Origin of the sequence: Pseudomonas sp. 10S4 (genome assembly GCF_034344865.1) — a bacterium.
Lineage (GTDB): Bacteria > Pseudomonadota > Gammaproteobacteria > Pseudomonadales > Pseudomonadaceae > Aquipseudomonas.
Map to the genome: position 1 here is coordinate 7,010,469 of NZ_CP133774.1, position 18,673 is coordinate 7,029,141.

The 18,673-nt window shown below is 59.7% G+C and carries 16 protein-coding genes and 2 pseudogenes; 7 read left to right on the plus strand and 11 right to left on the minus strand.

The features are described from left to right. Positions 1–141 precede the first annotated feature (141 nt). Positions 142–624, minus strand: a complete 483-nt coding sequence (locus RHM58_RS32595; RefSeq protein ID WP_201205524.1) for a GAF domain-containing protein — start codon at positions 622–624, stop codon at positions 142–144. Next, positions 621–1,511: an ATP-binding protein gene (locus tag RHM58_RS32600; RefSeq protein WP_201191251.1), complete on the minus strand. Its 891-nt coding sequence runs from the start codon at positions 1,509–1,511 to the stop codon at positions 621–623. Before RHM58_RS32600 ends, RHM58_RS32595 begins: the two co-directional genes overlap by 4 nt. Positions 1,512–1,677: 166 nt before the next feature. Here RHM58_RS32600 and RHM58_RS32605 point away from each other — a divergent pair, with 166 nt between their 5' ends. Next, a complete protein-coding gene (locus RHM58_RS32605) occupies positions 1,678–3,999 on the plus strand; it encodes a hybrid sensor histidine kinase/response regulator (RefSeq protein ID WP_322269222.1) in 2,322 nt (773 codons plus the stop codon). Here the strand turns inward: RHM58_RS32605 and RHM58_RS32610 are convergent. From RHM58_RS32610 to msrB, 3 genes are all read right to left on the minus strand, one after another. Further along, on the minus strand, positions 3,983–4,444 hold the full coding sequence (locus tag RHM58_RS32610) for a MarR family winged helix-turn-helix transcriptional regulator (protein ID WP_201205528.1): 462 nt from the start codon (positions 4,442–4,444) through the stop codon (positions 3,983–3,985). The two genes, RHM58_RS32605 and RHM58_RS32610, sit on opposite strands and share 17 nt — an antisense overlap. Next, entirely contained in the window at positions 4,441–4,926 is a 486-nt protein-coding gene (locus tag RHM58_RS32615; RefSeq protein ID WP_201205531.1) for a glutathione peroxidase, read from the minus strand. The genes RHM58_RS32610 and RHM58_RS32615 overlap by 4 nt, the downstream gene beginning before the upstream one ends. A 187-nt stretch (positions 4,927–5,113) precedes the next feature. After that, positions 5,114–5,509 carry a peptide-methionine (R)-S-oxide reductase MsrB gene (msrB, locus tag RHM58_RS32620; RefSeq protein WP_201205533.1) on the minus strand — a complete coding sequence of 132 codons (396 nt, stop codon included), beginning with the start codon at positions 5,507–5,509 and terminating at the stop codon, positions 5,114–5,116. Positions 5,510–5,735: 226 nt separating this feature from the next. Between msrB and RHM58_RS32625 the strand changes: the two genes are divergently transcribed. Both RHM58_RS32625 and htpX read left to right on the plus strand, forming a co-directional pair. Continuing rightward, complete coding sequence (locus tag RHM58_RS32625; RefSeq protein ID WP_054052048.1) at positions 5,736–6,947, plus strand: pyridoxal phosphate-dependent aminotransferase; 1,212 nt, start codon at positions 5,736–5,738, stop codon at positions 6,945–6,947. Between the two features lie 310 nt (positions 6,948–7,257). Further along, a complete protein-coding gene (htpX, locus tag RHM58_RS32630) occupies positions 7,258–8,145 on the plus strand; it encodes a protease HtpX (RefSeq protein ID WP_201205535.1) in 888 nt (295 codons plus the stop codon). Between the two features lie 172 nt (positions 8,146–8,317). On the opposite strand, the gene RHM58_RS32635 is transcribed toward htpX, so the two are convergent. After that, on the minus strand, positions 8,318–8,974 hold the full coding sequence (locus RHM58_RS32635; RefSeq protein WP_322269225.1) for a thiopurine S-methyltransferase: 657 nt from the start codon (positions 8,972–8,974) through the stop codon (positions 8,318–8,320). 103 nt (positions 8,975–9,077) lie between these two features. Between RHM58_RS32635 and RHM58_RS32640 the strand changes: the two genes are divergently transcribed. Further along, entirely contained in the window at positions 9,078–9,845 is a 768-nt protein-coding gene (locus RHM58_RS32640) for a DODA-type extradiol aromatic ring-opening family dioxygenase (RefSeq protein WP_322269226.1), read from the plus strand. Between the two features lie 137 nt (positions 9,846–9,982). On the opposite strand, the gene RHM58_RS32645 is transcribed toward RHM58_RS32640, so the two are convergent. Continuing rightward, complete coding sequence (locus RHM58_RS32645; protein WP_123510266.1) at positions 9,983–11,656, minus strand: DEAD/DEAH box helicase; 1,674 nt, start codon at positions 11,654–11,656, stop codon at positions 9,983–9,985. A 432-nt stretch (positions 11,657–12,088) separates the two neighbouring features. Between RHM58_RS32645 and RHM58_RS32650 the strand changes: the two are divergent. Continuing rightward, positions 12,089–12,879, plus strand: a pseudogene (locus tag RHM58_RS32650) (crotonase/enoyl-CoA hydratase family protein). Between the two features lie 140 nt (positions 12,880–13,019). Here RHM58_RS32650 and RHM58_RS32655 read toward each other — a convergent pair. Then, complete coding sequence (locus RHM58_RS32655) at positions 13,020–13,775, minus strand: spermidine synthase (protein ID WP_201191269.1); 756 nt, start codon at positions 13,773–13,775, stop codon at positions 13,020–13,022. Positions 13,776–13,936: 161 nt separating this feature from the next. Between RHM58_RS32655 and RHM58_RS32660 the strand changes: the two genes are divergently transcribed. Continuing rightward, complete coding sequence (locus RHM58_RS32660) at positions 13,937–15,283, plus strand: class II 3-deoxy-7-phosphoheptulonate synthase (RefSeq protein WP_201205460.1); 1,347 nt, start codon at positions 13,937–13,939, stop codon at positions 15,281–15,283. 107 nt (positions 15,284–15,390) lie between these two features. On the opposite strand, the gene RHM58_RS32665 is transcribed toward RHM58_RS32660, so the two are convergent. Both RHM58_RS32665 and RHM58_RS32670 read right to left on the minus strand, forming a co-directional pair. Beyond that, positions 15,391–16,620 carry a winged helix-turn-helix domain-containing protein gene (locus tag RHM58_RS32665; RefSeq protein ID WP_322269228.1) on the minus strand — a complete coding sequence of 410 codons (1,230 nt, stop codon included), beginning with the start codon at positions 16,618–16,620 and terminating at the stop codon, positions 15,391–15,393. Between the two features lie 64 nt (positions 16,621–16,684). Beyond that, entirely contained in the window at positions 16,685–16,900 is a 216-nt protein-coding gene (locus RHM58_RS32670) for a DUF1127 domain-containing protein (protein ID WP_123410637.1), read from the minus strand. A gap of 96 nt (positions 16,901–16,996) precedes the next feature. Between RHM58_RS32670 and RHM58_RS32675 the strand changes: the two genes are divergently transcribed. Continuing rightward, the gene (locus RHM58_RS32675) at positions 16,997–17,851 is read left to right on the plus strand and encodes a LysR substrate-binding domain-containing protein (protein WP_201191277.1); all 855 of its coding nucleotides are present in this window, start codon (positions 16,997–16,999) and stop codon (positions 17,849–17,851) included. Here the strand turns inward: RHM58_RS32675 and RHM58_RS32680 are convergent. Next, positions 17,841–18,591: pseudogene (locus tag RHM58_RS32680) on the minus strand (sulfite exporter TauE/SafE family protein). The gene RHM58_RS32675 and the pseudogene RHM58_RS32680 overlap by 11 nt on opposite strands. Between the last annotated feature and the right edge of the window lie 82 nt (positions 18,592–18,673).

Here is an 18,673-nt window from a genome sequence, read left to right on the forward strand (position 1 = left end):
CGCGGCAGCCCTGACGGGAGCGACGGTAATGCCATAGCTGTTGGCCACTGACTGCAATGCACGGTAGTACAAATGAGACAGCCGCCTTGGGCATAACACCTTTCTAGCGGCCATCTCACTTGCACCCTATGGCAGGCCTGATCAGCAATCAGTCAGTCGCAGGAAAATAGCTGCCAGTTGTTCGATGCCAGCCTGATCATCGGTGGTAAAACGCGCCAGTTTCGGGCTGTCCAGATCCAATACGCCGATCAGTCGACCGTCCTTGATCAAGGGCACCACCAACTCACTGTTCGACGCGCTGTCGCAGGCGATGTGCCCTGGAAACGCGTGAACGTCTTCGACGAGTTGAGTCTGCAAGGTCGCCGCAGCAGCCCCGCACACGCCCCGGCCAAACGGAATTCGCACACAGGCGATCTGACCCTGGAATGGGCCAAGCACCAGTTCTTCGTTGCGATTGAGGTAAAAACCGGCCCAGTTCAGGTCATCGAGCTGGTTAAACAGAAACGCCGAAAACTGCGCCGCGTTGGCGATGAAATCCCGCTCGTCCGCCAACAGCGACTCCAACTGCGCCCAGAGCATGCCGTAGCCTTCGAGGCCCTGGCCGCTCTTTTGTAAATCGATCATGCCTTGTGCTCCAACAGCTTGAGCCCGACCCAATAGCGAGCAAATTGATAGGCGCAACGTCCATTGCGATTACCCCGGCCAGTGGCCCAACGGACCGCGAGGATGTCCAGCTCTTCAGTGCGCTGCCAGGCCAGGCCGGCCTTGTCGGCCAATTGCCCGATCCAGTGCTCGACGACGTTGAGGAAGTGTTCCTGGGTAAACGGATAGAACGACAGCCACAGACCGAAACGATCCGACAGTGCAATCTTGTCCTCGACGGCCTCACTTGGGTGAAGCTCACCATCAACGCGTTTCCAGTTCTCGTTGTCGCTTTCCTTTTCCGGCACCAGGTGGCGACGGTTGGAAGTGGCGTACAGCAGAACATTGTCCGGCGCCTGTTCAAGGGAGCCGTCGAGCACGCTCTTGAGCACGCGGTAGTCGCCCTCGCCCGACTCGAACGACAGGTCATCGCAGAACAGCACGAAACGCTGAGGGAATTTGGCGATCTGCTCGACGATACGCGGCAAGTCCGCCAGGTGATCGCGTTCGATCTCGATCAAGCGCAAACCGGCCTCGGCGTGTTCGGCGAGCAACGCGCGAACCAGCGACGATTTACCGGTGCCACGCGAACCCCAGAGCAACGCGTGGTTGGCCGGCATGCCGTCGAGGAACTGTTGGGTGTTGCGCCCCAGTTGTTCAACCTGGCGGTCGACACCGATCAAGTCGGTCAAACGGGTGTCGAGGCTGACTTGCAGCGGCAGCAGAAAACCGCTGCGGCCCTCACGCTGCCAGCGCGCGGCCAGGCAGTGCGCCCAGTCGATAGTTTGTCTCGGTGCCGGCAACAGCGGCTCGATTCGGGCCAGAACGGCATCGGCGCGTTCAAGAAAAGCATTCAATCGGGAATCCACGTCTTCTCCTCGGGCACGTTTCACAGTAATGATGGCGACAAGAGCAACCCAACACAGTGTTCAATAACCGGCCCATCGTTGAATCTTGGGGCCGGGGAACATCGGTATCCCTGCATGATCGACTATGCTGGAGCAGCGAAGGGAAACGGAAGTGGTTCAACACCCAATGGATATCAAGTTCACCCACCGGCTTTCTTACAAGCAAGCCCGGCTTACTGTGCTGGTCGGTTTCATATTGGGCACATTGCTCAGTCTGGTGCAAATAGGCATCGATTATGCCAGCGAAGACGCCTCCATCAACCGCGAAATACTGTCTTTGCTGGAAATCAGCCATAACCCGGCGTCACGTATCGCCTACAACATCGACGCCGAACTCGCCCAGGAATTGACCATGGGCTTGCTGCGCTCACCAGCGATCATCAGCGCGCAATTGACCGACAACAACAATACCGTGCTGGCCAGCGTCAAACGCCAGGGCATGGAAAGCGGTTATCGGGTGATCAGCGACTTCCTGTTCGGCGCCAACCGCCAGTTCGAAGATCGCCTCTTCCTCGACCACTTGCCCGACGAATCCCTCGGCACCCTGCAGCTGGAGGTCGACACCTATTCCTTCGGTAGCCGCTTCCTGCGCCGGGCCGAAGTGACATTGCTCAACGGTTTCGCCCGCAGCCTGATCCTGACCGGCATCCTGCTGGCGCTGTTTTACGTGATGCTGACCAAGCCACTGGTACGGGTCATCCGCGAACTCAGCGGCCGCGATCCACGTAGCGCGGAGCCGACATGGCTGGAGTACCCGGCGGGGCATGAAAACGATGAAATCGGTGTGCTGGTCAAAGTGGCCAATCAACAGTTCGAAAACATCGCCACGGAAATCCAGCAACGGCGCAATGCTGAAAACCGCCTGACCGACTACCTCGAGCAACTGGAAAATATAGTCTCGGCCCGCACCGCCGAACTCAAGGCCATCAACACCCGGCTCAGTCAGTCCAACGAAGAACTGGAAGTCGCCCGCCAAACGGCCCTGGACATGGCCGAAGCGCGCTCGGCGTTCCTGGCCAATATGAGCCATGAAATCCGCACGCCGCTCAACGGCCTGCTGGGAATGATCGCCCTCTCGCTCGACGGCCCGCTCAATGCCGAGCAACAGCAACAACTGTCCATCGCCCATGACTCGGGCAAAGTACTGGTGGAACTGCTCAACGATATTCTCGACCTGTCGAAATTCGATGCCGGCCAGCTGGAGCTCGAACACATTCCGTTCGACCTTGGCTCGCTGATCGAGGACACCGCCAACCTGCTGTCCCAGAATGCCGCGCCCAGCGTCGAACTGGCCTGCCTGATCGATCCGCAGTTTCCGGCGCTGGTACTGGGCGACCCGACCCGCGTCCGGCAGATTGTCAGCAACTTGCTGTCCAACGCCCTCAAATTCACCCGTTTCGGGCGGGTCGATGTGCGTCTTTCAACGTTCGAGGATGGTGTGCGCATTGAAGTGTGCGACACCGGCATCGGGATCGCCCAGGACGCGCAGGTCAAAATCTTCCAGCCCTTCACCCAGGCCGGCGCCGGCATTACCCGGCAATTCGGCGGCACCGGGCTGGGCCTGGCCCTGACGTACAACCTCTGCGAAGCCATGCAAGGACGGCTGACGATCAGTTCGGAAGCCGGGTTTGGCAGCCAGTTCTGCGCCGACCTGCCGCTGCCCGCCCACACCCGCGCCATTGCGCCTGCACCGCTGCAAGGCAAGGTCATAGCGATTACGGCAGCCAGCAGCGGCTTGGCGGAACTATTGAAAGGCCTGCTGCCTTTATGGGGGCTCGAATATCAGCAGCGCTCCATTGAAGATTCGTTGCTCGGCCTGGAACCCGATGTATTGATCACCGACTGCCCGGAATGCCTGTTTGGCCTGCGCCCTACGTTCACGGCGCCGATCCTGTTGGTGACGGCCTATGGCAGTTTCATGCCCAGCCAAGAAGCTGCCGCCTTGGCGCCCTTGCAGCAACAGGCGCGGCCATTGGCGCGCAACGCGCTGTACCAGACGCTACGACGAGTCTTGCAACCGGACACCACGACAATCAACGACGCCCGCCTCGACGCCCTCACCCCGCAACGCCGCGGTCGGGTGCTGCTGGTGGAGGACAACCCGGTCAATCAGTTGGTGGCCAAAGGCATGCTCGGCAAGCTCGGTTGCGAGGTGATTGTCGCCGCCCACGGCGCCGAAGCCCTGGATCAACTTGAGCTGGGGGAATTCGACCTGGTGCTGATGGACTGCAACATGCCGGTGATGGACGGCTATGAAGCCAGTCGGCACATCCGCCGCAGCGGGCGCTGGCCACAATTGCCGATCGTCGCCCTGACCGCCAACGCCATGTCCGAAGAACGCGAGCGCTGTCGGGTGGCGGGCATGAGCGACTACCTGGCCAAACCCTTTCGACGAGAGGAACTGGCCGCTTTGCTCGACCAGTGGATACCGGCTAGGACAGCGCTTTGATCTGCCCCAACAACTGATCAAGGCCATCGCGCAGTTCATTCAGGCGATTCAGGTCCACACCGCTGTCGCACAGGAGGCGCGCCTTCAGCGGCCCGACCTGCTCGCGCAAGGCCAGGCCGGCTGGCGACAGGCTCAAGTGCACTTCCCGCTCATCTCGCGCCGAACGCTGACGCTGGACCAGTTGCAACTGCTCAAGCCGCTTGAGCAACGGCGTGAGCGTGCCGGAGTCCAGCGCCAGGCGTTCGCCCAAGGCCTTGACGGTCGGTTGCTCCGGGGCCGCTTCCTGCCATTCCCACAACACCAGCATCGCCAGGTATTGCGGGTAGGTCAGGCCGAGCTTATCGAGCATCGGCTTGTAGCCACGAATCACCGCCCGGGACGCGGCATACAGCTTGAAGCAGAGCTGGCTGTCGAGCTTCAGGGAGTCGGCGGACACGGTGTTCATTTGAGCAAGGCTTCGATCTCGGCGCTCAAATCCTGCGGCTTGGTCGCCGGGGCAAAGCGCTTGACCATTTGGCCGTCCTTGCCGATCAGGAACTTGGTGAAGTTCCACTTGATGCCCTGGGAACCCAGCAGGCCTGGTGCACGTTTTTTCAGTTGAACGAACAGCGGATGGGCGTCAGAGCCGTTGACGTCGATTTTTTTGAACAGCGGAAAGCTGACGCCGAAGTTCAACTCGCAGAATTCGGAAATCGCCCCTTCGTTACCGGGTTCTTGCTTGCCGAACTGGTTGCAGGGAAAGCCGAGCACTACCAGGCCTTGATCCTTGTAGGTCTGCCACAGCTCTTCCAGACCTTTGTATTGCGGGGTAAAGCCGCACTTGCTCGCGGTATTGACCACCAGCACCGCTTTGCCGGCGAAGTCGGACAGGGTCTTTTGTTCACCCTTGATGGTGGTGACCGGGATGCTCAGCAGGTTGTCGCTCATGATTCGGGCTCCAGATGTAGGAAGAAGCACTGAACATAGCGAGCAATTGAATTGTGTGCAATTTAATAAATCAATAGTCGATTACCTGTAGGAGCGAAGCTTGCTCGCGAAGAGGGACTGACATTCAACATTGATGTTGACTGAAAATCCGCCTTCGCGAGCAAGCTTCGCTCCTACAGGGCTCGCATTACGAGCGCGGAACGAGGTCCAGGCACACCGAGTTGATGCAGTAACGCAGGCCGGTCGGTGGCGGGCCGTCCGGGAATACATGCCCCAGGTGCGCATCGCAGGTGGCGCAGACTACTTCGGTGCGAATCATGCCGTGGCTGACATCGCGGATCTCGACCATCGCACTGTCGCCAATCGGCGCGTAGAAGCTCGGCCAGCCACAGCCGGAATCAAACTTGGTTTTCGAATCGAACAACGGCTCGTTGCAGCAGATGCAGTGGTAAACGCCGTCAGTCTTGGTGCCGTTGTACTTGCCGGAGAACGGTCGTTCGGTGCCTTTGAGGCGACAAACGTTGTATTGCTCCGGATCGAGCATGGCCTTCCATTCTTCCAGGGTTTTTTCCAACTTTTCCATCGTCACACCTCAGCAGCTGAAAAAGCCCGATCTGTACCTTTTCCACGGATCGGGCGGCACGTATGATTGCGCCTCGTCAAACGCCAGTCTGGCAGCCAGACCACGCGCATTCAAACGGATTTATGGGTGCTGCCTCTCAAGGCGTCAGGCCTGTGTGATTACGCAGGATTCCCAGTACGGTAGTTCATACGCCGCCTGGATCGTTCATTTTCGGGAACACATCGCCATGCAGGTCAGCAAATCGAACAAGCTCGCCAACGTCTGCTACGACATTCGCGGCCCAGTGCTCAAGCACGCCAAACGCCTGGAAGAGGAAGGCCATCGCATCCTCAAGCTGAACATCGGCAACCCGGCGCCCTTTGGTTTCGAAGCGCCGGATGAAATTCTCCAGGACGTGATCCGTAACCTGCCGACGGCCCAAGGCTACAGCGACTCCAAGGGTCTGTTCAGTGCGCGCAAGGCCGTCATGCAGTATTACCAGCAGAAGCAGGTCGAAGGCGTCGGCATTGAAGACATCTACCTGGGCAACGGCGTTTCCGAACTGATCGTGATGTCGATGCAAGCGTTGCTCAACAATGGCGACGAAGTACTGGTGCCGGCTCCCGACTACCCTCTGTGGACCGCCGCAGTCAGCCTGGCGGGCGGCAACCCGGTGCACTACTTGTGCGATGAGGGCGCCGACTGGTTCCCGGACCTGGCCGACATCAAGGCCAAGATCACCCCGAACACCAAGGCCCTGGTGATCATCAACCCGAACAACCCGACCGGCGCGGTGTACTCCAAAGAAGTCTTGCTGGGCATGCTCGAATTGGCCCGCTCGCACAACCTGGTGGTGTTCTCCGACGAGATCTACGACAAGATCCTCTACGACGACGCCGTGCACATCTGCACCGCCTCCCTGGCGCCGGACTTGCTGTGCCTGACCTTCAACGGTCTGTCCAAGTCCTACCGCGTCGCCGGCTTCCGCTCCGGCTGGATCGCCATTTCGGGCCCGAAACACCACGCCCAGAGCTACATCGAAGGCATCGACATGCTGGCGAACATGCGCCTGTGTGCCAACGTGCCGAGCCAGCACGCGATCCAGACCGCACTGGGTGGCTACCAGAGCATCAATGACCTGGTGCTGCCTCAGGGTCGCCTGCTGGAACAGCGCAACCGTACCTGGGAATTGCTCAACGACATTCCGGGCGTGAGCTGCGTCAAGCCGATGGGCGCGCTGTATGCCTTCCCGCGAATTGACCCGAAAGTCTGCCCGATTCACAACGACGAGAAATTCGTCCTCGACCTGCTGCTCTCCGAGAAGCTGCTGGTGGTTCAAGGCACGGCTTTCAACTGGCCATGGCCGGATCACTTCCGCGTCGTCACCCTGCCCCGGGTCGATGAACTGGATCAGGCCATCGGCCGGATCGGCAACTTCCTCAAGACCTACCGTCAGTAAGCTGACGTTCACCGTGCGACCCGGGTCGCACGGTGATTAATTCAGCAACACATCTCTGCACCCTGCCGCACATCTTTGTTGCCATCGCTGCCTGGTGACCGGTTTCGTGCGCGCGTCCAACAAAGACAGGGGCCACACAGTCAATCGACTGACAAACCCTTCCTGCGTCCACGCCGGAAATGCCCTGCATACAGCTAAACTATTGCTGTAGGACACAGTTTGAAATAGTCACTCGGTTGAATAGCACCGTGCAGCACCTTATATACCCCGCAGTACGCTACATCTTTAGCATGAGGAGATTTCTACAACCATGATGCGCATCCTGCTGTTTTTGGCCACTAACCTGGCGGTCGTGCTGATTGCCAGCATCACCCTGAGCCTTTTCGGCTTCAACGGGTTCATGGCGGCCAACGGGGTTGATCTCAACCTCAATCAGCTGCTGATTTTCTGTGCGGTCTTTGGTTTCGCCGGTTCCCTGTTCTCGCTGTTCATCTCCAAGTGGATGGCGAAGATGAGCACCAGCACCCAAATCATCAGCCAGCCGCGCACCCGTCACGAACAATGGCTGCTGCAAACCGTTGAGCAACTGTCTCGCGAAGCCGGGATCAAGATGCCCGAAGTCGGGATTTTCCCGGCCTACGAGGCTAACGCCTTCGCTACTGGCTGGAACAAGAACGACGCGTTGGTTGCGGTCAGCCAAGGCCTGCTCGAGCGGTTCTCGCCGGATGAAGTCAAAGCCGTCCTGGCCCACGAAATCGGGCACGTGGCCAATGGCGACATGGTCACCCTGGCGTTGATCCAGGGCGTGGTGAACACCTTTGTGATGTTCTTCGCGCGGATCATCGGCAACTTTGTCGACAAGGTGATCTTCAAGAACGAAGAAGGCCAGGGAATCGCCTACTACGTGGCGACCATCGTCGCCGAACTGGTGCTGGGTATCCTCGCCAGCTCGATCGTCATGTGGTTCTCGCGTAAACGCGAGTTCCGTGCCGACGAAGCCGGTGCACGCCTGGCCGGCACCAGCGCGATGATCGGCGCCCTGCAACGCCTGCGAGCCGAACAAGGACTGCCGGTGCACATGCCGGACACCTTGAACGCCTTCGGCATCAACGGTGGCGTCAAACAAGGGTTCGCCCGGATGTTCATGAGCCACCCACCGCTGGAAGAGCGTATTGACGCGCTGCGTCGTCGGGGCTGAGTCGCCCCGCACTAACAGAAAAGGCCCGCAGAGATGCGGGCCTTTTTTTGTCTGCTGATTGTTGTGGTATTTATCAGGGCCTCTTCGCGAGCAAGCCCGCTCCCACATTGGAATGCGTTCCCCATGTGGGAGCGGGCTTGCTCGCGAAGGCATCGGTACAACCAACACAAATCTATCGGCTGGAAACCCGGTAAACCCGCTCTTCAAGCCGCGTAACACCACCTTCCAGGAACTTCCAGCTCTGGCCCAGGATGTCCTGATCTTCCAGAATCTTCAGCTCCCACGAAGCGCCCAACAACCGTTGCACTTCGTCATCAAGCACAGCAAACGGCGGTCCGTCCATTTGCGCCTGGTCGTAGTCCATGGTGATCAAAAGCCCCAGGGAATCCTTTGGCAGAATCCGCTTCAAATGCTCGGCGTATTGCTCACGCATCGTCGGCGGCAAGGCGATCAACGCCGCGCGATCGTACAGCGCGCTGCAATCGGCGACATCGCCAGCGGTCAGCGCGAAGAAATCACCGCACCAAATCTCGATCGAACCCGCCCGATACACGGTGAAGGGGCCTTGGTCGCTGACGTCAGGGTCAAATTGATGCTCGTGGAAAAAGTCTTCCACCGCTTTTTCCGACAATTCGACGCCCAACACTTCATGACCACATTTAGCCAGCCACAGCAGGTCCAGGCTTTTCCCACATAAGGGCACCAGTACGCGCGCGCCCTCCTCCAGGCCCAGTTGCGGCCAGTACCGTTGCAGATATGGATTCACTTCCGGCAGGTGAAAGCCGATCTGATTCGACGTCCACCGCTTGTGCCAAAACTCCGGCTGCATAATTAATCCCGAAAATTCGATCAAAAGACGCTAAAACTTATATTAGATTTAGATCAATGATCTGACTGAAGATGGTGCCATCTTACCCCTCAGGAGCTCATTCATGTTCCCCAGCCTCTACATATCCCATGGTTCGCCGATGCTGGCACTGGAACCGGGGGCCAGCGGCCCGGCCCTGGCGCGCTTGGCTGCAGAAATGCCGAAGCCCAAGGCCATCGTGATTGTGTCGGCGCACTGGGAAAGCAACGAGCTGCTGGTCAGCGGTAACCCGCAGCCTGAAACCTGGCATGACTTCGGCGGCTTCCCAAAGGCCTTGTTCGAAGTGCAATACCCGGCGCCAGGCAATCCACAACTGGCGGCAGAGGTGGTCGAGTTGCTGAAAGCCGATGACTTGCCTGTGCGCATCGACGCCAAGCGACCGTTCGATCACGGGGTCTGGGTGCCGTTGTCATTGATGTACCCGCAGGCCGACATTCCGGTGGTGCAAGTCTCACTGCCAACCCGTGGCGGCCCGGCCCTGCAAACCCGCGTGGGTCATGCGCTGGCCAGTCTGCGCGAACAAGGCGTGTTGCTGATCGGCTCCGGCAGCATCACCCACAACCTGCGTGAACTGGACTGGCATGCCGGCCCGGAAAGCGTCGAGCCGTGGGCCAAGGCGTTCCGTGACTGGATGATTGAAAAACTGGCCGCCAACGATGAAACGGCGTTGCACGATTATCGCCAGCAGGCGCCGAACGCTGTGCGCAACCATCCGAGTGATGAGCATTTGCTGCCGTTGTACTTTGCTCGCGGGGCTGGGGGTGAGTTCGGGATTGCGCACCAGGGATTCACCATGGGGGCGCTAGGCATGGACATTTATCGTTTCGGGTAACGTTAAGATCAAAAGATCGCAGCCTTCGGCAGCTACGCGCCTGTGGGCGCTGCCGAAGGCTGCGATCTTTTTCAGGCAAAAAAATCCCCGAACCTGTCGGGGATTTTTTATGTTCGATCAATCAGCCCGAGAGCGGATTAATCTTCGCGGTAGCGACGCAGCTTCAACTGCTTACCAGCAACGCGAGTGTCCTTCAGTTTGGTCAGGAGTTTTTCCAGACCATCTTCCGGCAGTTCAACGAGGCTGAAGCTGTCACGCACCTGGATGCGACCGATTGCTTCACGAGCCAGGCCACCCTCGTTGAGGATAGCGCCCAGCAGGTTCTTGGCAGCGATACCATCACGCGCACCCAGCGCGGTACGGCAACGAGCACGGCCTTCAGCCAATGCAACCGGAGCACGACGCTCACGATCACCACGGTCCGGACGATCACCGGTACGCTCTGGACGATCGCCGCGCGGTGCGTTGTTCGGCACCAGTGGACGTTCTTTCTCGATCGCAGCCAGGGTCAACGCCTGAGCGTTGGTGGCCTTGCGCAGCAGAGCAGCAGCCAGTGCACGCGGAGTGCAACCGATGTCAGCGGTCAGGCGATCCAGCAGATCACCGTGAGTCGATTCGGCATCAGCAACCAGCGGCGACAGGCTGTTGGTCAATTTCTTGATGCGAGCATCGAGAACAGCTTGGGCGTCCGGCAGGCGAACTTCAGCAACCTTTTGACCGGTTACACGCTCGATCACTTGCAGCATGCGGCGCTCACGCGGAGTCACCAGCAGCAGTGCACGACCTTCGCGACCGGCACGGCCAGTACGGCCGATACGGTGAACGTAGGATTCCGGGTCGTACGGCATGTCAACGTTGAACACGTGAGTGATACGCGGAACGTCCAGACCACGAGCAGCTACGTCGGTCGCAACAACGATGTCCAGACGGCCATCCTTGAGGGATTCGATCACGCGCTCACGTTGGTTCTGAGCAATGTCACCGTTCAGCGCAGCGGCTTTGTAGCCTTTGGCTTCCAGGGCACTGGCCAGATCCAGGGTCGCTTGCTTGGTGCGCACGAACATGATCAGGGCGTCGAAGTCTTCAACTTCCAGCAGGCTCAATACAGCCGAGGTCTTCTGGTCAGCGTGAACCAACAGGTGAGCCTGTTCGATCGCGGTAACGGTCTGAGTCTTGGTCTGGATCTTCACGTGCTGCGGATCACGCAGGTGACGCTCGGCAATGGCACGGATCGACTGCGGCAGGGTCGCCGAGAACAATACGGTCTGACGGGTTGGAGGCAGAGCCTTGAAGATAACTTCGAGGTCGTCCATGAAACCCAGTTTGAGCATTTCGTCCGCCTCGTCGAGAACCAGGTGGTTCACGGTAGACAGGACTTTTTCGTCACGACGCAGGTGGTCGCACAGACGACCCGGAGTGGCGACAACAATCTGTGCGCCATTACGGATTGCTTTCAGTTGTGGACCCATAGGGGCGCCGCCGTAAACGGCCACAACGGTAACGCCCGGCATTTGCTTGGCGTAGGTTTCGAAAGCGGTTGCTACTTGCAGCGCCAACTCACGGGTTGGCGCCAGGATCAGGGCTTGCGGCTCGCGCTTAGCAGGATCGATGCGATGCAGGATTGGCAGAGCGAACGCGGCGGTTTTACCGGTACCGGTTTGCGCCTGGCCAATCATGTCGTGGCCGGCCATGATGATCGGGATCGATTGCTGCTGAATAGCCGAAGGCTCTTCGTAGCCAGTCGCGATGACGGCTGCAAGAATATTCGGATTAAGATTAAAAGCGGCGAAGCCGCCGGTTTCCTGGGTCATGGGTCTGCCTCTAAGTGCATCCGCAAAGACCCATGCTCCAAAGCTGCGCATGCCGTGTAAGACTCAAGAGTCGCCCTGGCTGCTTTGTCGGCGGGGATTTGCGAAAACGAATGAATGAAAAAGATTCGTCAAGGAAGAGTCCGCTGTGCGGACGTGCAGCCGAAGCTGACTTCGGGGAATTGCGCTACCTAAACGCGGCCCGGTTAAAGGCCGGCGCGCACTATACCGGAATTCGCCCAAAAAGGGAGCATTATTTGTCGGAAAAATGACGCATACACCGTTATGTCACAGGCTTTGCGGATAATCGTGCAACGGTCTATTTTTCAAAGGCCCGGCCCTGCTGGCGATGGCGCTAAAACGGTTCACCCTTGAGATACAGACCTTCGGTCTGACACCCCCCATCCCGCCCCTTCCCGCCCGAGGAAATGCCTCATGAATCAGCCCGTTTCCAGCCGTGTCAGCCGCGAACGACGCGGCCATGTCCTGTTGATCGGCCTGGACCGGGTCGCCAAGCGCAACGCCTTCGACCTTGATCTGCTCAATGAACTGAGCCTGGCCTACGGCGAGTTCGAGGCCGACAGCGAAGCGCGGGTGGCGATCGTGTTCGGCCATGGCGAGCATTTCACTGCCGGGCTCGACCTGATCAATGCCAGCGCCGCCCTCGCCAACGGTTGGCAGGCACCACCTGGCGGCTGTGATCCATGGGGGTGTTCGCCGGGCCCAGGGTCAGCAAACCGGTGATTGTCGCCGCCCAGGGTTATTGCCTGACCATTGGCATCGAGCTGATGCTGGCCGCCGATATCAACCTCTGTGCCAGCAATACCCGTTTCGCCCAGATGGAAGTGCAGCGCGGGATCTTCCCGTTCGGCGGCGCCACCCTGCGTCTGCATCAAGTGGCCGGTTGGGGCAACGCCATGCGCTGGCTACTGACCGGCGATGAATTCGACGCCCATGACGCCTTGCGTCTGGGGCTGGTGCAGGAAGTCATGGCCAGCGAGGATTTGCTGCCGAGGGCGATTGAACTGGCCGAGCGCATTGCCCGACAGGCGCCGCTGGGGGTTCAGGCGACGCTGATGTCGGCCAGGCAGGCACGTTACGAAGGGGAAACGGCGGCGGCGCAGGCGTTGCCGCCGATGGTGAAGAAGTTGCTGGCGAGTGAGGATGCAAAGGAAGGCGTGCGGTCGATGGTTGAGAAGCGACCCGGCGTTTTCAAAGGCTGCTGACCACAGCGCTTTTGTGGCGAGGGAGCTTGCTCCCGCTGGGCTGCGAAGCGGCCCCAAAAACCTGGTATTCCATGCAGATTTTGTGAGTGCTGCGCACTCAAGCGGGAGCAAGCTCCTTCGCCACAGGTAACCTCATCGCTTTACGTCGCCGGGCGAATCGCCTTGATCAAGGACGTCAACGAATACCCCAATCGCGGCGCCAGCCCTTCGGCCCGGGCGATCAAGCCGTCCATGTCCAGTTCCTGATCCAGCTCCGACGGCACGATCAGGATCACATTGCCCTCCTTCACCGGCAGCTCCCAGTAATGGCGGTGGTAGAGCCCGCGCAACAACGCCGCACCCAGCGGTTTACCATCGTCGGTCGCCCACTGATTGATCACCAGCCAGCCACCCGGATTCAAGCGTTTCTGGCAATCGGTCAGAAACCCCCAGGCCAGATGCCCGACGCCGGGCCCGACATCGGTGTAAAGATCGACGAAAATCAGGTCCGCCGGCTCGGCCGTGTCGAGCAGTTCCAGCGCATCGCCAACCCGGATGTACAACCGAGGATCGTCATCCAGCCCCAGGTATTCGATGGCCAGGCGTGGCACGTCGGGGCGCAACTCGATGGCTTCGACGTCTTCCAGCGGCAGGAACTTGAGACAGGCCTGGGTCAGCGTGCCGGCGCCAAGGCCCAGGAACAGCGCGCTTTCCGGCTGTTCATGGCACAACGCGCCGATCAGCATGGCGCGGGTGTAGTCGTACTCCAGCCAGCTCGGATCGGCAGTGAACACGCAGCTTTGCTCGATGGCATCGCCGAATTCGAGAAAACGGTAATCGGCCACTTCCAGCACGCGAATCACGCCGAACTCATCCTGTACCTCGGCGAGCAGATGCTCGACGCGCTCCTCAGTCATTTCGTCTCCTGATCGTCACCGGGTCTGCCACTTGGCAAACGGTGACGCAATACACCGCAACATGAAGCGGCAAAGGCGCGATTGTCCGCGAAGCGACGGGAATAGGTCACGCACTAATTGCTGATAACATGAGCGCCCGTGCGTAAACACTAGAGAACGTGATGAGCCAACCCTGGAGCCCTGACAGCTGGCGCGCCTTGCCGATCCAGCAACAACCCCAATACCCCGACGCAGCGCATTTGCTGCAGGTCGAGCAAACCCTGGCCAGCTATCCGCCGCTGGTGTTTGCCGGTGAAGCCCGGGAGTTGCGCCGTCAGTTTGCCGAAGTGACCCAGGGCCGCGCGTTTCTGTTGCAGGGCGGCGATTGCGCCGAAAGCTTCGCCGAGTTCTCCGCCGCGAAAATCCGCGACACCTTCAAAGTGTTGCTGCAAATGGCGATCGTCATGACCTTCGCCGCCGGTTGCCCGGTGGTCAAGGTCGGGCGCATGGCCGGTCAGTTCGCCAAGCCACGTTCGGCCAACGACGAAACCATCAACGGCGTGACCCTGCCCGCCTACCGTGGCGACATCGTCAACGGCATCGGTTTCGACGAAAAAAGCCGCGTCCCGGACCCGGAACGCCTGTTGCAGTCCTATCACCAGTCCACCGCGACCCTGAACCTGCTGCGCGCCTTCGCCCAGGGCGGGTTTGCCGACCTGCATCAGGTGCACAAGTGGAACCTGGATTTCATCGCCAATTCGGCGCTGGCCGAGAAATACAGCCATCTGGCCGATCGCATCGATGAAACCCTGGCCTTCATGCGCGCCTGCGGCATGGACACCTCGCCACAACTACGCGAAACCAGTTTCTTCACCGCCCACGAAGCGCTGCTGCTGAACTTCGAACAAGCCTTTGTCCGTCGCGACAGCCTGACCAACGATTACTACGACTGCTCGGCCCACATGCTGTGGATCGGCGACCGTACCCGTCAGCTCGACGGCGCACACGTCGAGTTCCTGCGCGGCGTGAACAACCCGATCGGCGTGAAAGTCGGCCCGAGCATGAACCCCGAGGACCTGATTCGCCTGATCGACGTGCTTAATCCGGACAACGATCCAGGTCGCCTGAACCTGATTGCACGGATGGGCGCGAACAAGGTCGGCGATCATCTGCCGCAGTTGATTCGCGCTGTTGAGCGTGAAGGCAAGAAAGTGCTGTGGAGCTGCGACCCGATGCACGGCAACACCATCAAGGCCAGCAGCGGCTACAAGACCCGCGATTTCGCGCAAATCCTCGGCGAGGTTAAGCAGTTCTTCCAGGTCCACGAAGCGGAAGGCACCTATGCCGGCGGTATCCACATCGAAATGACCGGGCAGAACGTGACCGAGTGCATTGGTGGCGCGCGGCCGATTACCGAGGATGGGTTGTCGGACCGTTACCACACCCATTGCGATCCGCGGATGAATGCTGATCAGTCGCTGGAGTTGGCGTTTTTGATTGCCGAGACGTTGAAGCAAGTCCGCCGGTGAGTCAGCCAGTCTCTGGTTGATTGACCTACCGCTATCGCGAGCAAGCTCGCTCCCACAGTGGATCACCTAACCCCTGTGGGAGCGAGCTTGCTCGCGATGACGTCAGCTCAATCACCACAAATTTGAGCCAATGCCACTCTTAACCGCCCCGCACTCACCCGCTGACAATTCAACTGCACCCGCTCCAAGCCCAACCAATCCGCCATCTGCCGCAAATTGACCGCCAACGCCATCATCCCCGCCTCATCCAGCCCCGGCTCTTCTTCATGCACGGCGTGCACCGCCAAACGGCCCAACGCCCGTTCAGCTCGCAAATCCACCCGCGCAGCAATCCGTTCGTTGTGCAAAAACGGCAACACGTAATAGCCGTAGACCCGTTTGTCCTTCGGCGTGTAGATCTCCAACCGATACCGGAAATCAAACAACCGCTCGGTGCGGCTACGCTCCCAGATCAGCGAATCAAACGGTGACAGCAAGGCGCTGGCCTCGACCTTGCGCGGCACCTTGGGCTCGGGCAGGCAATAAGCCGGATGCCGCCAGCCCTCGACTTCGCAGGTCAGCAGCTCACCGGCCTCGACCAACTCCGCCACACGCCGTCGGCTGTCGGCCGGGTTCAGGCGAAAATAGTCCCGCAGGTCCTTTTCCGTCGCCACACCCAAGGCATTCGCGGCATGCAACAACAGACCGCGTTGGGCTTCGGCTTCTGTGAGCAAAGGCTGCTGGAGAACGGCCGAGGGAATGACTCGCTCTGGCAAATCGTAAAGCCGTTCGAACCCGCGCCGGCCAGCGACAGTCACTTCCCCAGCGGCAAACAGCCATTCCAGCGCATGCTTTTCGGCGCTCCAGTCCCACCACGGCCCGGCCCGTTCCTGACGGGTCGACAAACTGCCAGCGCCCAGCGCGCCCAATTCCTCAACCGAACCCAGCACCCGGCGAATCGTGTCCTGTTCCTCACGCCCAAACCGCGCCAGTTGCTGGTAGATGTCTTCGCCACGGGTAGCGCGCTGCATGCGCCAGCGCATCAGCGGGTACATGGACAACGGCAACAACGAAGCTTCGTGGCCCCAATATTCGAACAACGTGCGTCGACGGCCCTGACTCCAGGCAGCCTGGTCGAGCAAGTCGGATGAATAGTTGCCGAGGCGGGAAAACAAGGGAAGGTAGTGCGAGCGCACTAACGCATTGACCGAATCGATCTGCAAAATGCCCAGGCGTTCGATCAGTCGGTTGAGTTGTACCGGCTTGATCGCCGCTGGCGGCTGGCGCCCGTTGAACCCTTGGGCAGCCAGTGCCAGACGTCGAGCCTGTTTGTTGGAAAAGGACAGCGTTGCGGGCATGAGCATCTCCTTGTCTGCTCGCAACCTACCTCACCAGGAAGGGGTTTGTGTAGCAATGGAATCATCATTTATGCATCGGATCGTCCCAGAACGGCCGGATCGATTCGTGCTCGACATCCGCACGACTCACGCCGATGTCCTTCAGCGCTTCATCGCTCAGGCTCGCCAATAGCTCACGTTCGCGGTGAAGTTCGTACCAGCGACTAAACTTGTGCAGCAAATCGGAAACCGCGTGGATTGAGAATTTTTCTGCCGTTACATGCTCGTGTTGACCTTTCATCATGTCGCCCTCCTTTAGGGATGGCTCAAGTCTCGCGCCGAAGCTAAGATCAATCCAACGAATGTTTCTGATGGTATGCATCTCGGAGATTGATGAATGTCGGCGTACCCAAGTATCGATACTGATGTACTGCGCACCTTTGTTGCCATCGCCGACCAGGGCGGCTTCACCCGTGCCGGCGAAATGGTCAACCGCACTCAGTCTGCGGTGAGCATGCAGATGAAACGCCTGGAAGAGGACGTGTTGCAGCGCCAGCTGTTCGAACGCGACGGGCGCCAGGTCAAGCTGACCGCCGAAGGCCAGGTGCTGCTCGGCTATGCGCGACGCATCCTCAAACTCCACAGCGAAGTCTTCAATACCCTGCGCGAGCCGCACATGGTCGGCACGGTGCGCATCGGCACGCCGGATGATTACGTGATGCGCTTTCTGCCGGGGATCCTGTCGCGCTTCGCGCAGTTCTACCCGCTGATCCAGATCGAAGTTCATTGCGAATCGACCAAGCAACTGTTGCAGCGCCAGGACCTGGACTTGTCGATCGTCACCCGTGAGCCGGGCACCGAGATTGGCCAGTTGCTGCGCAAGGAACGTTTTGTCTGGGCCGAAGCGCAATGTTTCAGCGCCCACGAGCAAACGCCCCTGCCCCTGGCGATGTTCAACAGTGATTGTTTCTGCCGGTTGTGGGCGTGCAACGCCCTCGACGCGATGGGCCGCGATTACCGCATTGCCTACAACAGCTCGAGCCTGTCGGCGCTGATGGCGGTGGTCAGCGCCGGGCTGGCGGTGACCGCGCAACTGGAAAGCCTGATCACCCCGGACATGCGTATCCTCGGCGCCGCCGAAGACCTGCCGCTGCTGCCCGAGGCCTGCATTATGCTGGTGCGCAACCTGCACAACCCGTCGCCAATCACCGAATGCCTGGCCGAGCACATCGTCGAAGGCTTCAAACTTTAAACGCGAGCATCACCGCACAGAACACCAGGAAACCACAGAACAGCCCGCGCAGCAGACCGTTCCGGCATGGCGTGAGCGACTTTCACACCCCAACTGATGCTCAGCAATCCACCGACTGCCAAGGGCAGGCCAATCATCCAGTTCACTTGATGATGCGCCGCGTAAGTTACCAAGGTAACGCCGGTGCTCGGCAACGCCAGCGCCAGCGACAAACCTTGGGCCACCACCTGAGTGGTGCCGAACAGGCTGGTCAGCACCGGCGTCGCCACCACCGCCCCGCCCACACCAAACAACCCGCCCATGGTCCCGGATGCCGCGCCCAGCACGCCCAGCCATGGCCATGAGTAATGCATTTGTGAGGATGCCGGCGCGTTGGCAGTGAACATTCGCACAAGGTTGTAGGTCGACAGGGCGACCAGGAACGCGACAAATCCCACGCGCATGGTTTGCGCATCAATGCCCACTGCCCAGATCGAACCGATCCAGGCAAAGCAGAACCCCATCGAAGCCAGTGGCAATGCATGGCGCAATTCAATGCGATTGCGTTGGTGATAACGCCACAGCGCGAGCATCACGTTCGGCACCACCATCACCAGCGCCGTGCCTTGGGCCAGTTGCTGGTCGAGCCCGCACAACACGCCGAGCAGCGGAATGGCGATCAGACCACCGCCAATGCCGAACAAACCACCCAAAGTGCCCAGGGCCGCGCCAAAGATCAGGTACATCAAAAACTCAATCACAGGCCAATTCCCTCTCGTCAGGTCTTTCATCCTACGCAGTCGGCGCTAGCGGGGAAACGCACAGCAACGCACAATGGCTGTG